The organism is Lysinibacillus sp. FSL R5-0849 (assembly GCF_038595075.1).
Taxonomy (GTDB): Bacteria; Bacillota; Bacilli; order Bacillales_A; family Planococcaceae; genus Lysinibacillus; species Lysinibacillus fusiformis.
The window spans coordinates 1,466,766-1,480,170 of sequence record NZ_CP152004.1; the positions used below are offsets into that span (position 1 = coordinate 1,466,766).

The following is a 13,405-nucleotide window of genomic DNA, read 5'->3' on the forward strand; positions in this document are numbered from 1 at the left end:
CGTGGAAAAGATGAAGTTAAAACTACTCTATTCCGATTTGAAATCAGATATCGATATCATTGAACGAGAGTTAGAAAATGCGGTGGACTCATCTTCATATTTGATCAACGATGCTTCTCTCCATTTATTACAAGCTGGTGGCAAACGTATACGACCAATTTTTGTATTACTAGGTGCAAAATTTGGTGAATATGACATTGAGAAGATGAAGGATGTTGCAGTCCCTTTAGAGCTCATTCATATGGCATCACTTGTCCATGATGATGTTATTGATGATTCCAATATGCGAAGAGGACGCCCAACTGTCAAAGCGCAATGGAATAACCGAGTAGCAATGTACACGGGCGATTTTATTTTTGCACGTGCTCTCGAATATATTACAAAAATAGAAGACCCACTAGTTCATCAGATTTTAGCACGTACCATGGTTGAGATTTGTAACGGTGAAGTTATTCAAATTGAAGATAAATTTAGACTCGATCAAGGTTTAAAGGATTATTTTAGAAGAATCAAACGCAAAACAGCTCTACTTATTTCCTCTAGTTGTGAGCTAGGGGCTGTTGCGGCAGGCGTCGATGCTAAAACTGTAGGTCATTTAAAACGCTTCGGCTACTTTGTGGGCATGAGCTTCCAAATTATCGACGATGTGTTAGATATTATGGCAACAGATAAGGAGCTAGGAAAGCCAGCAGGTAGTGATTTATTACAAGGCAATATTACCTTACCGATTCTCTTGTTAAAGGATGATCCGGAGATGCAACCATTCTTGGTAAAAGTATTTGCGGGTACATTAACAGAAGCCGAACGTCAAAATATGTTGCAGTATGTGCGTAAATCTCATGCAATTGAGCAAGCTAATCGTATGAGTGATAAATATTTGAAAAAGGCTTTACAAGAAATAGATGCTTTGCCAAAACATCCCGTAAAGAAAAAGCTACGTGATGTCGCATTGTTTATGGGTAAGCGCAAATTCTAGCTTTTTGTTGTACAAAGCCTCATTTTTTGTTAATATTTATCGGTAGGTGTAAAACCTGTTAGAAGAATTTAAGGAGTGTTTTAAACATGGCAATTGAACAAACTTTTTTAATGGTTAAGCCAGATGGCGTTGAGCGTCAAGTAGTTGGAGACATCGTTGATCGTTTCGAGCGTCGCGGTTTTGTAATGAAAGGTGCTAAATTAATGGTAATTTCAAAAGATTTAGCAGAAAAACACTATGCTGAACATGCTGAGCGTCCATTCTTTGGTGAACTAGTTGATTTCATCACTTCTGGTCCTGTATTCGCTATGGTATGGGAAGGCGAAAACGTAATTAAACTTGCACGTACAATGATGGGTGCAACAAAACCTGAGGAATCTAACCCAGGTACAATCCGTGGTGACTATGCAACAACTGTTTCTCACAACATCATCCACGGTTCTGACTCTCTTGCTTCTGCAGAGCGCGAAATCAGCTTATTCTTCGGTGAAGATTTAGTTTAATTTCGAATAGAAGAAGCGTAGCGAAAATAACTACGAATAGAACTTAATAAAAAAATCATCTATTTTTCCGATGTAACTTTTACCTTCTAACAAAAAATGTTAGGGGGTTTTTTATTTGTCAAAATCATTTAATAAAGTTAACACAACCATTGATTTAAGCTTATCGATGGATATAAGTCAAGTCTTAAGACACATAATAGTTTAGTTTTTGTTTTGCGGCAACCACCATTTATGGAGTGTTCCACATCCCAAGTAGCAGTCACAGTGAAAAGAGTCTATGACAGACTATTATGGGATGTAGAGCGAGAAATCCATGGAGGTTGCACAACAAAAATGTAAAGGGGCAAATTATTTCAGGGAATCGACCGCACGGATAATCGGAATTTCTTTATCACGCAGAATGTCTGATAAATGAATACAAGTAAATCATCAAACCGGGCAATATCGAAAACAATTGAACAAATATGCCAAGAGTTTTGAAACAGAGAATATAATGTATTTGCTGTTAGAAGAGCAAGTATTGCAATAATTTCTAAAGCACTAGGACATTTTAACTTGGTCGTAAAAACGTAGTATTTGGCTATGTTGGTAGAAGAATGTAAAAAAATGAACTGTAAGAAAGTCTGCTATGGTATTATATTAGTACTATTATATTATGAGGTGATTAAGTGTTTTGTAATCAATGTGGACGTGATAATCCCGAGGATAGTAAGTTTTGTTCGGGGTGTGGAGGTTCTTTAATTACTGATACTGGAACAAAGGAAGATGAAAGAAATATTTCTGAAAAAAAAGGTTCAAAAAAGAAATTAATTATTAGCATTATTATAGGATTATTATTAGTAATAGGTGGCATAGGAGCCTTTATTGTTTATCAGAAAAAGCAAGAAGAAAAAAAAGTTCAAGAGTATGTTGAAGAAATGGCGATTAACTCTTTTAACATGTATTTAGAAGTCTTAGAGAATGCGATTGTTATCTCTATGTACTCAGAAACATGGAGTGATGCGATTGATGATAGAAAAGATTTTAATGTTGAATTAACCAATTTACAAGATGCGTATAAAGAAAAAGGAATATTGCAAGAATTAACAGATACTCAAACTGAAATCCAACATAGCATGAAGTATTTACAAGACGTTCCAGAAGGTTATGAAGAGGTTTACGGAGTTTTGAAAGAAATGTATGGAGTATATGTTGAATTTGCTGACCAAGCTCAGTCACCAACAGGTTCACTATTATCTTTTAACAACAAAACAAATGATTTATATTCTAAATTTAATAGTCTATTTGAAGAATATTTAATCACTATGCCAGCAGATGTAAAAGAAGAATATGAAACATACGTTGATAAAAATAAGAACAAAGAAGAAACAGAAGTTACAGAAGATACAGAAATCTAGCGCTGACCTGTTGCCTTAAGATGACCATTTAATGGAGTTGCAGAGCGCTTTCTCAATTAAAAGAGGCAGGGATTTTGAAGCAAAAAGAAAAAATATTAAATAAATTGAAGATAAGACGCGATTTATCATTTAAATATTTGCGGAAGTTGTATATATTTTGGACCTAAGAAGGTAAAAAAATAGTACCTCTTGCTTCTGCAGAGCGCGAAATCGCTTTATTCTTCGGTGAAGATTTAGTTTAATTTGCGAATAGATTAGGCAATCTCAATATAATTGAGGTTGCTTTTTTTTTGCTTAAAAATGGAGATGGTTAGTAGGATAGTGGTTATTTAGATGGGCCAGTCATCTTAGTGAATCATCTATTTCTATAACCATATAGAATTGTTAAAAACTTCTTGTTCATGTACAATAAATGCTATAATATTCTGATAATTAAGTGAGGAATATATTAATAGTCTTGTCAATAAACTGTGAAGGATGACGAGGAAAAGGGGCAATGGAGATGAGAGAAGTGGTGATTGTTGCGGCTGTGCGAACGGCTGTTGGGCGAAGTAAGGGAGTATTAAGTCATGTTCGAGCGGATGATATGGCAGCCGATGTGTTGCAGGAGGCTGTACAACGGGCAGGCATAAATAAGGAACAAGTGGATGATGTCATTTTAGGCTGTGTGACGCAGACTGCAGAGCAGGGAGGAAATATTGCGCGGACAGCCCTGTTAATGGCTGGATTTCCTGATAGTGTGCCGGGTGTGACCATTGATCGTCAATGTGGTTCAAGTCAGCAAGCTGTGCATTTCGCTGCACAAGCTATATTAGCGGGGGATATGGATATAGTAATTGCTGGCGGTGTGGAAAGTATGTCTAGGGTGCCTATGGGAACTAACATGAAAAATGCTCATTTAGGTAATCGCTTACAGGAAAATTATAATATTATACATCAAGGACTATCAGCAGAGAAAATAGCCGAAAAATGGTCCTTATCAAAAGAGCAGCTTAATAGTTATGCCTACGAGAGTCATCAACGAGCACTAGCAGCCATTGAAGCAGGGTCTTTCAAAGATGAAATTCTACCTATTGAAGTCATTCAAGAAGATGGCACTGTCGCAACGGTTGCTAAGGATGAGGGACCTCGTGCTGAAACTACGGTTGACATTTTAAATGGTTTAAAAACTGTTTTTCAAGAGGATGGCGTCATTACGGCTGGTAATGCTAGTCAGATGAGTGATGGGGCATCAGCAGTAGTGGTGATGGCATTGGATAAGGCACAGGAACTTGGTATTCAGCCACTCGCTAAAATTATCACAAGAGTTGTTGTAGGTTCTGACCCGACATTGATGTTAACGGGACCAATCGAAGCAACTCGAAAGGCGTTAGAACGATCTGGCTTGAACATAGAGGATATCGATACGTATGAGGTTAATGAAGCCTTTGCACCTGTGCCACTTGTGTGGTTGCAGGAAATTGGTGGGGACCCAAAGAAGCTCAATCCAGATGGCGGAGCAATTGCACTAGGACATCCATTAGGTGCTACCGGAACAAAATTGTTAACGACTTTGCTCTATCGCATGGAACGAGAAAATTACCGGTACGGCTTACTAGCTATTTGTGAAGGTATGGGGATGGCTAATGCTACGATTATTGAAAAAATGTAAAGGGGGGTATGGGCAATGAGGAAGCATGAAGTAGTTGCAGTTGTAACAGGTGGGGCATCCGGTTTAGGAGAGGCGACTGTTCGTCACATCGTCGAACAAGGTGGTAAATCCATCATCTTTGATGTGAATGATGAACGTGGACAAGCTCTAGTAGAGGAATTAGGGGAAAATGTAATCTATGTACGAGTAGATGTTACGAAGGAGGAAGATGTAGCAACAGGTCTTGAGCAAGCCATAGATGCATTTGGCCATATAAATGTAGCGGTGAACTGTGCAGGAATTGCAGATGCGAGCAAAGTAATTTCCAAGCGGGGAATTCATGCACTTAGTTTATTTGAAAAAATAATAACGGTTAATTTAATCGGTACATTCAATGTCATCCGTCTAGTAGCTGAGAAAATGCAGCGTAATGAGCCAAACGAGGATGGACAGCGCGGCGTTATTATTAATACGGCGTCCGTAGCAGCATTTGACGGACAAATTGGACAGGCTGCCTATAGTGCGTCAAAGGGTGGCGTAGCAGCCATGACATTACCAATTGCACGTGAGCTTGCGGAGTTTGGTGTGCGTGTGATGACTATTGCACCCGGTTTAGTTGAAACACCTATGTTTGCATCTTTACCAGAGCCTGCAAAGACGGCTCTTGCACAAATGACGCCATTCCCTAAACGACTTGGCAAGCCATCCGAATATGCACTTCTGGTAGAAAGCATTATCCAAAATGGTTTGTTAAATGGTGAGGTCATTCGTTTGGATGGAGCCATTCGGATGCAGCCGAAGTAAATCTTTTTAATTGTAGCAGCAGTCAGCCTTGGTTGTTTCGAAAATTTGTCAGCAAAGGGGAGCGGTAACATGCATATGATGGATACGCCTTTAATATTAACAAGTTTTTTGAATCGGGCAGAACGATTTTTTCAGTCAAAGAAAATATATTCGCGAACAAGCGCTACAACTATTCATGAATTTACGTATAAAGAGTATGTCAAACGAACTCGTCAATTAGCGGATGCTCTTACAAAATTAGGTATGCAGCAGGGCACGAAGGTTGGGACATTTGCTTGGAATCATCATCGTCATTTGGAGGCCTATTTTGCTGTACCATGTGCAGGAGCAGTCCTGCATATGATTAATATTCGACTTGCACCAGAGCATATTGTCTATGTTATTAATCATGCGGAGGATGAAATATTATTAATTGACGACAATTTAGTGCCCCTTATCGCACCATTTGTTTCACAGTTAAAAACGGTTAAACACATTATTATTATGGGAGATGCTGTGGCACTAGAATCTATACCCATTCCAAATGCTTTGTCCTATGAAGCACTAATTGCAGATGCCAATGAGCATTTCACATTTCCAGATGATTTAGATGAAAATACACCTGCTGGCATGTGTTATACGAGTGCAACGACTGGTATGCCGAAGGGAGTAGTTTATACACATCGCAGTATCGTCCTTCACAGTTTAACTGCTGGGCTTGCAGATAGTATTGCCATTTGTGAGTCGGATGTTGTGCTACCTGTTGTACCCATGTTTCATGCCAATGCGTGGGGCTTCCCCTTTGCTAGTGTAGCCTTTGGTGCCACTCAGGTATTACCAGGGCCTATGTTTACGCCTCAGCTTTTACTTGAGCTTTTTGACGTGTACAAAGTAACCTTGACGGCAGGTGTACCTACTATTTGGCTCGGTGTTTTACAGGAGCAACGTCTACACCCTCGTGACCTATCGTCAATGCGATTAATTGTTTGTGGCGGATCTGCCTCACCTATTGGTCTTGTAAGGGGCTTCGAGGAGGAGCTGAAGATTCCTTATATGACTGGGTATGGGATGACGGAGACCTCTCCACTTGTAAGCTTATCAACGTATTTAACCCATATGCAGGACTACACGGCTGATGAAAAAATGCATGTTCGCATTACCCAAGGGATGACCATGCCCCTTCTTGAAACTCGTGTTGTGAATGAAAATGGCGAGGTCCCATGGGATGGCGAAACAATGGGAGAGCTAACGATACGAGGTCCATGGATCGCAAATGAGTACTATCAAGATGAGCGTACAGATGAAGCCTTTAAGGATGGTTGGCTTTATACAGGGGATATTGCAGTAATGACGCCGGATGGCTATATAAAAATTACCGATCGTACAAAAGATTTAATTAAGAGCGGTGGTGAATGGATTTCGTCAGTTGAGTTAGAAAATGCCTTAATGTCTCATCCAAAAGTCTTTGAAGCTGCTGTGATTGCTATCCCACATGAAAAATGGCTGGAACGTCCTTTGGCATGTGTAGTGCCAAAGCCAGAATATAAGGATTCCATTTCTAAAGAGGAGCTCATCGAAAATTTACAAGCGCAATTCCATAAAACATGGATTCCAGATGATATTGTTTTCATTCAGGAAGTACCAAAAACATCTGTAGGTAAATTTTTGAAGGCGAAATTACGAGAAGATTTAAAAGATTACCGTGTACAAGTTTAGTCAATTAGCTAGAATGAAGGTAGTGAAAAGCTACCTTCTTTTTTTAATTGAAATAAATTCCTGAAAAGTGAAACTATTTTTTTCATTTTGCCGTATAATTTGAATAACGAAAGGAAGTGGTCGTATTGTCAATTGCCATTGTAGCGATTATTGGTGGGGTTATTATTTCTTTAGCTGGGATTTTTACAGATTCCCGTACGAGACAGCAAAAAATTAAATTAAAGGCTATCGAAAAAGAAGTGGAATTAGAAAAACTTCGATTAGAAACCTATACGATTGAAACGGAAAAAATGCGCCTTGAATTAGAACAGTCGAAGGTGCTACTATTAGAGGAAAAACAAAACTCAAGCAAGTAGATGGGTATACATGAGAAAGACTATTTCAGGATTGTCTCTTTTCCGCTATAATGGAACTACGACGCTAGAGGGGAAGATGACCATATGTCTGATTATGAACAGTTTATAGAAGGTATCAAGCGCAAAACAGGAATAGATTTAGCGTTATATAAAGAAGCGCAAATGAAAAGACGATTAACCTCACTTTATGAAAAAAAAGGTTATCGAAATTTTGTTGACTTTCTAAAGGTACTTGAACAAGATCGTGATTTAATGAATGAGTTTTTAGATCGTATGACGATTAATGTTTCTGAATTTTATCGTAATGGAAAGCGTTGGGACGTATTGCAAAAGAAAATATTACCTAAGCTATTACAAACAAATAAGCGTTTAAAAATTTGGAGTGCTGCTTGTTCAACAGGAGAAGAGCCGTATTCATTAGTAATGGTCTTATCTCAATTAGTGCCTTTATCTCAAATTCAAATTATTGCTACTGATTTAGATGAAAATGTCATTCAAAAAGCGAAATTAGGTGTCTATCCAGAACGCTCATTAGCAGAAGTGCCAAATGACATTAAAGCTAAATATTTTGAACAAGAGGGCTCCTTCTACCGCGTGAAGGATGAGATTAAGCGTTGTGTGACCTTTAAAAAACAAAATTTGCTTAATGATACCTATGATAGCAATTATGATTTAATAGTTTGCCGCAATGTAATGATCTATTTCACGGAAGAAGCCAAGGATCAAATTTATAACGATTTTAGTAAAGCCTTACGCAAGGATGGCATACTATTTGTAGGATCGACAGAGCAAATTTTTAATCCATCTCGTTACGAATTTGAAGTAGAGGATACATTCTTCTATCGAAAAAACAGTTAATAATATGAATGAAAAGCTTTGTACAAATGACTGGTTTCATCATGTACATATAGTAACTAAAGCATTAACATAGATAATTCGTACGCTTTTCGCTTATCCTAAGCAAAGGCGTATTTTTTATAAATTTTAGCACTTCACTTCAGTAGTGTAGTAAGGTTTTATGCAAGTCGTTCAGAATATTCGCATTTAGGTTATGTAAATAGAATGAACTTAAAAGACATTTGCAAAAGGACTGTTTTTTTAAAGAATATATGTTATAGTGAAAAATACATACTTTAGCGAGTTGAAGGGAGAAAGCGTTTATGCGTTACTTAACAGCGGGTGAGTCACACGGCCCCCAACTAACAACTATTATTGAAGGTTTACCGTCACTCTTACCCATTACAGCAGAAAAAATTAATCACGATTTAAAACGACGTCAAGGAGGTCATGGACGTGGACGACGCATGCAAATCGAAACAGATACAGTAGAGATTGTCGCAGGCGTTCGTCATGGACAAACACTTGGATCACCTGTCGCATTAGTTGTAACCAATGATGATTGGAAGCATTGGACAAAAATTATGGGTGCTGAGCCATTAGCAGAAGATGTGAATCCTGAGGATATCAAACGTCAAATTTCACGACCTCGTCCAGGCCATGCGGATTTAGTTGGTGGCATGAAATACGGACATCGTGATTTACGAAATGTATTAGAGCGTTCTTCAGCTCGTGAAACAACTGTACGTGTAGCGGTCGGCTCAGTGGCGAAGGCTTTATTAAATGAATTAGGTATTTCCATTGTCGCACATGTTACGGAGATTGTTGGAATTAAGGCTGATACATCTTTAGTGGAAGGGAAAACAGTCGATGAAATTCGTGCCATCGTAGAAGTGGATCCTTGCTATTGTGTAGATCCTGTCGCTTCTGCCAAGATGGTAGAAGCGATTGACGAAGCAAAAAAAGCTGGCGATTCTATCGGCGGTGTTGTTGAAGTCATTGTGGAAGGTATGCCAGCAGGTGTAGGGTCATATGTACACTATGATCGTAAGCTCGATGCTAAGTTGGCTGCAGCGATGCTATCTATCAATGCATTTAAAGGTGTTGAGTTTGGGCTTGGTTTCGAGATGGCACGTCGTAAAGGCTCAGAAGTTCATGATGAAATTATTTGGACTGAAGAAGAAGGCTATACACGTGCGACTAATCGACTTGGTGGCTTAGAGGGTGGTATGTCTACTGGTATGCCAATTGTTGTACGCGGTGTAATGAAGCCAATCCCTACATTATATAAACCATTACAAAGTGTGGATATCGAAACAAAAGAGCCATTTAAAGCAAGCGTTGAGCGTTCTGACAGCTGTGCGGTACCAGCGGCATCAGTAGTAGCTGAGCATGTTATTGCCTGGGAAATAGCGAATGTTATTTTGGAGCAATTCCATAGTGATCAATTACCACAACTAAAAGCTCAAATTGATGAACATCGTCAATATACGAAGGGGTTCTAATTTATGCGTGTTCCAGTTGCAACAAAATCACATCATTATGAGGTTGTACTTGGCCATCGATTTCTTACTAAAGCTATTCAAACATTTGCGGATCAGCTAAAAAAAGCAGATAAACTGTTTGTCTTTACAGATGCTCATGTATGGGAGGCACAGGGAGACTATTTCAAGGCAAATTTCCCATATGATTTTGAAGTGTTTATTTTGCCTGGTGGCGAAGCATGCAAAACCTTTGAGCAATATTATGCAGCTCAAACTTTTTTACTAGAGCAAAAATGCTCGCGGAAATCATTTATTTTTGCTTTTGGTGGCGGGGCTGTTGGAGATTTAACGGGGTTTGTTGCAGCAACCTATATGCGTGGAGTTCCATTTATTCAAATTCCAACAACTATTTTGGCGCATGATTCAGCAGTAGGCGGGAAGACCGCTATTAACCATCCATTAGGAAAGAATATGATTGGTGCATTTTATCAGCCAGAAGGTGTTATTTACGATACAGTTTTCTCTGAAACCTTACCTGTACGCGAGATCCGTTCAGGAACAGCTGAGTTAATCAAACATGCGATGATTTCTGATCCAGCATGGTTAGAGGAATTAATGGCAGTAGATTCCGTTATACATTTTAATCGGCAGGAATTAGCGAGTCAGTTAAAAAAAGGGATTGAGGTTAAAGCAAAAATTGTAGCCGAGGATGAAACAGAGCAATCTGTTCGAAAGTTTTTAAACTTGGGCCATACATATGGACATGCGATTGAAGCAGCTGCAGGCTACGGAAAAGTAGCTCATGGTGAGGCAGTCATGATTGGTCTTGTGTATTGCTTATTATTGAGTGAACGTTATGGGGAGCTAGATCGTTCGTTTAGCAAAGCGTTTTTACAATTTGCAGTTAAAAATGGCTATCCTTTTGAGGCTGTTAATGACTATACATTTGAACAATTAACAAGCTATTTAATGAAAGATAAAAAAACGGAATATGGCATTTTACAATTTGTTTTATTGGAAAAAATTGGTAAACCATTTGTGCGGGCAATTGATTTAGAAGAATGCCAAGAAGTAGATGCCGAATATAGACAGTTATTAGCGGAGGTGCTTGTATGATTCGTGGACTTAGAGGGGCAATTACAATTGAATCTGACAAGCCAGAGCTTGTATGGGATGAGACAGCAAGATTAGTGCGTGAGGTTGTGGCAGCAAATAATGTAGAAATAGATGATATTGCATCCATTTTAATTTCTACTACGCCGGATATTACCTCAGCATTTCCTGCTCGTGCAGTACGCTTGATGGAAGGGTGGCAATATGTTCCAGTAATGTGTACACATGAAATGGATGTGCCGAATGCACTACCATTATGTATTCGAGTATTAATTCATGCAAATGTAGAGGTAGCACAAAAAGACGTGAAGCACTTGTATCTCAATGATGCAGTGAAATTAAGACCAGATTTAGCACAAGCTAAATAAGTAGAGGAGATGTTTTAGATGAAGTGGAAACAACAATTGGACGGTATGCAAGCGTATAAACCAGGAAAACCAATTGAAGAAGTGCAACGTGAATATGGCTTAAAAGAAGTGATTAAATTGGCATCAAATGAAAATCCATTTGGATGCTCACCTAAGGTGACAGCATATTTACAAAATAATGCAGTGAATCATGCCCTTTATCCAGATGGCTATGCACAAAATTTACGTACAGCTGTTGCAAATCATCTAGGCGTTCAAGAGACACAGCTTCTGTTTGGTAACGGCTCTGACGATATCATTGCTATTATTACTCGTGCATTGTTGTATCCAGGGGTAAATACCATTATGGCTGATCTATCATTCTCCCAATACTGGCATAATGCTGAAATTGAAGGTGCTGAAATACGTAAAATTGCTTGTGTAGAGGGTGCACATGATCTAGATGCAATGGCGGCTGCAATTGATGATCGAACAGCTGTCGTATGGGTATGTAGTCCGAATAATCCTACTGGTGTTGTAATTCCAGATACGGCTTTACGTGCCTTCCTTGCCAAGGTACCAAATGATGTACTTGTCGTATTAGATGAAGCGTACATTGAATACGTGACACATCCTGAACATAAGGATACTCTACCAATCATCGATCAATATCCAAATGTTCTTTTATTACGTACATTCTCTAAAGCATATGGTTTGGCATCGTTCCGAGTTGGCTATGCGATTGGACAGCCAACTGTCATTGAAAAGCTTGATCCGGTCAGAGGTCCGTTTAATAATACGAGTTTAAGCCAAGCTGTAGCTGCTATTGCACTAAGCGATCAGGAATATATAGAAGCATGTCGTGAAGCAAATGAAAATGGTAAAAAGCAATATGTTGAATTCTGTGAAAAACATAATCTAAAATACTTCCCATCTGATACGAACTTTATTTTCTTTGATACAAAGGCTGATAGTGATGTCATTTTCCAAGAGCTTATGAAAAAGGGCTTTATTGTGCGCAGTGGTAATGCTTTAGGATTACCAGGATTTATCCGTGTTACAATCGGTACTGAAGCCCAAAATGCAGCATTGCTAGTTCAACTTGACAATGTATTAAAAGAGCAAGGAGTATTTGCATGACACGCAATGTGCTCGTTATTGGGCTAGGATTAATCGGTGGTTCCATCGCCCTTGCTTTACAGAAGGCACCAGACACAAGGATTATTGGCTATGACATGGATGCTCAAACGCGTGAGCATGCGCAAGCATTAAATATTGTACATGACACTGTAACGGATCCACAGGCAATTGCAGGTGATGTCGATATCATTATTTTCGGTACACCAGTTAATGCAACGCTTGAATGGATGGAGCAATTAAAATCATGGCCATTAAAAAATAAAGTCATCGTAACAGATACAGGAAGTACAAAAAAATTAATTATGCAAAAAGCTGGCGAATTACGTGAACTTGGCATTACGTTTATTGGTGGACATCCAATGGCAGGTTCACATAAAAGTGGCGTATTAGCTGCAAAGGCGCATCTTTTTGAAAATGCATACTATATGCTTACACCGCTTGCTGGTGAAGAAATTGTTCATATGGCACAGCTGGAAAGCCTCTTAAAATTCACGCATGCAAAAGTGGTTAGTGTTTCTGCAAATGAGCATGACCATATGACAGCTGTGGTAAGTCATTTCCCACATATCATTGCAGCTTCCCTTGTGCATCAATTAGGAGAGGAGAATGGGGAATACCCTATGACTCGCTCCCTTGCCGCGGGTGGTTTCCGTGATGTCACGCGTATAGCTTCTTCCAACCCGGTTTTATGGCGAGATATCACTTTACAAAATCGTGATGAGCTACTGACTCAGCTAGAAGGCTGGGAAAAAGAAATGGGCCGTATTAAGGAATTGCTGACGAATGGTACTTCTCGGGATATTGAAGACTATTTTTCTATTGCCAAAGAACTGAGAGATGAATTACCAATTAGCGCAGGAGCTATGTATACAGCGTTCGACTTATACGTAGATGTTCCAGACTATCCAGGTGTCATTTCCGAGGTAACAGGTTTGCTGGCTGATGAGGCAATAAGTATTACGAATTTAAGGATTGTCGAGTCAAGAGAGGATGTTTTCGGTATTTTGGTCATTAGTTTCCAAAGCGAAAATGACCGTGAACGTGCCGCAGCATGTATTCAAAAACGTGCCAATTTTGAAACGTATATTTCATAGAAAAAGAAAGCGTCGGCTTTACGGCGCTT

13 protein-coding genes are annotated in these 13,405 nt (G+C 39.1%); all 13 read left to right on the top strand.

Features of this window, described 5'->3' with window-relative positions; genetic code table 11:
- Position 1: 1 nt before the first annotated feature.
- The 13 genes from hepT (at position 2) to MKY80_RS07020 (ending at position 13,376) form a co-directional block, all read left to right on the top strand.
- Positions 2-976, top strand: a complete 975-nt coding sequence (gene hepT / locus MKY80_RS06960) for a heptaprenyl diphosphate synthase component II (protein WP_089986596.1) — start codon at positions 2-4, stop codon at positions 974-976.
- A gap of 86 nt (positions 977-1,062) precedes the next feature.
- Entirely contained in the window at positions 1,063-1,479 is a 417-nt protein-coding gene (gene ndk, locus MKY80_RS06965) for a nucleoside-diphosphate kinase (protein ID WP_089986595.1), read from the top strand.
- Positions 1,480-2,147: 668 nt separating this feature from the next.
- The gene (locus tag MKY80_RS06970) at positions 2,148-2,876 is read left to right on the top strand and encodes a zinc ribbon domain-containing protein (protein WP_089986594.1); all 729 of its coding nucleotides are present in this window, start codon (positions 2,148-2,150) and stop codon (positions 2,874-2,876) included.
- 502 nt (positions 2,877-3,378) lie between these two features.
- Entirely contained in the window at positions 3,379-4,527 is a 1,149-nt protein-coding gene (locus tag MKY80_RS06975) for a thiolase family protein (RefSeq protein WP_089986593.1), read from the top strand.
- Positions 4,528-4,542: 15 nt separating this feature from the next.
- On the top strand, positions 4,543-5,310 hold the full coding sequence (locus MKY80_RS06980) for a 3-hydroxyacyl-CoA dehydrogenase (protein WP_089986592.1): 768 nt from the start codon (positions 4,543-4,545) through the stop codon (positions 5,308-5,310).
- Between the two features lie 69 nt (positions 5,311-5,379).
- Positions 5,380-7,005, top strand: a complete 1,626-nt coding sequence (locus tag MKY80_RS06985) for a long-chain fatty acid--CoA ligase (RefSeq protein WP_008180399.1) — start codon at positions 5,380-5,382, stop codon at positions 7,003-7,005.
- Between the two features lie 125 nt (positions 7,006-7,130).
- Entirely contained in the window at positions 7,131-7,361 is a 231-nt protein-coding gene (locus MKY80_RS06990) for a hypothetical protein (RefSeq protein WP_008180398.1), read from the top strand.
- Positions 7,362-7,445: 84 nt separating this feature from the next.
- A complete protein-coding gene (locus MKY80_RS06995) occupies positions 7,446-8,219 on the top strand; it encodes a protein-glutamate O-methyltransferase CheR (protein WP_008180397.1) in 774 nt (257 codons plus the stop codon).
- 302 nt (positions 8,220-8,521) lie between these two features.
- Positions 8,522-9,703 (top strand): chorismate synthase, encoded by a 1,182-nt coding sequence (gene aroC, locus MKY80_RS07000; RefSeq protein ID WP_342532391.1) that lies wholly within the window; start codon positions 8,522-8,524, stop codon positions 9,701-9,703.
- A 3-nt stretch (positions 9,704-9,706) separates the two neighbouring features.
- The gene (gene aroB / locus MKY80_RS07005) at positions 9,707-10,798 is read left to right on the top strand and encodes a 3-dehydroquinate synthase (RefSeq protein ID WP_090001296.1); all 1,092 of its coding nucleotides are present in this window, start codon (positions 9,707-9,709) and stop codon (positions 10,796-10,798) included.
- Positions 10,795-11,163 (top strand): chorismate mutase, encoded by a 369-nt coding sequence (gene aroH, locus MKY80_RS07010; RefSeq protein WP_008180391.1) that lies wholly within the window; start codon positions 10,795-10,797, stop codon positions 11,161-11,163. The genes aroB and aroH overlap by 4 nt, the downstream gene beginning before the upstream one ends.
- An 18-nt stretch (positions 11,164-11,181) precedes the next feature.
- Positions 11,182-12,282, top strand: coding sequence for a histidinol-phosphate transaminase (gene hisC, locus MKY80_RS07015; protein WP_089986590.1), 1,101 nt, complete (start codon positions 11,182-11,184; stop codon positions 12,280-12,282).
- Entirely contained in the window at positions 12,279-13,376 is a 1,098-nt protein-coding gene (locus tag MKY80_RS07020; protein ID WP_089986589.1) for a prephenate dehydrogenase, read from the top strand. The genes hisC and MKY80_RS07020 overlap by 4 nt, the downstream gene beginning before the upstream one ends.
- Positions 13,377-13,405 lie beyond the last annotated feature (29 nt).

Coding starts and splice junctions, on each gene's coding strand:
- MKY80_RS06985 (WP_008180399.1), top strand. CDS start 5,380: ATGCATATGATGGATACGCCTTTAATATTAACAAGTTTTTTGAATCGG.
- aroB (WP_090001296.1), top strand. CDS start 9,707: ATGCGTGTTCCAGTTGCAACAAAATCACATCATTATGAGGTTGTACTT.
- aroC (WP_342532391.1), top strand. CDS start 8,522: ATGCGTTACTTAACAGCGGGTGAGTCACACGGCCCCCAACTAACAACT.
- MKY80_RS06980 (WP_089986592.1), top strand. CDS start 4,543: ATGAGGAAGCATGAAGTAGTTGCAGTTGTAACAGGTGGGGCATCCGGT.
- ndk (WP_089986595.1), top strand. CDS start 1,063: ATGGCAATTGAACAAACTTTTTTAATGGTTAAGCCAGATGGCGTTGAG.
- MKY80_RS06975 (WP_089986593.1), top strand. CDS start 3,379: ATGAGAGAAGTGGTGATTGTTGCGGCTGTGCGAACGGCTGTTGGGCGA.
- hisC (WP_089986590.1), top strand. CDS start 11,182: ATGAAGTGGAAACAACAATTGGACGGTATGCAAGCGTATAAACCAGGA.
- MKY80_RS06995 (WP_008180397.1), top strand. CDS start 7,446: ATGTCTGATTATGAACAGTTTATAGAAGGTATCAAGCGCAAAACAGGA.
- MKY80_RS07020 (WP_089986589.1), top strand. CDS start 12,279: ATGACACGCAATGTGCTCGTTATTGGGCTAGGATTAATCGGTGGTTCC.
- aroH (WP_008180391.1), top strand. CDS start 10,795: ATGATTCGTGGACTTAGAGGGGCAATTACAATTGAATCTGACAAGCCA.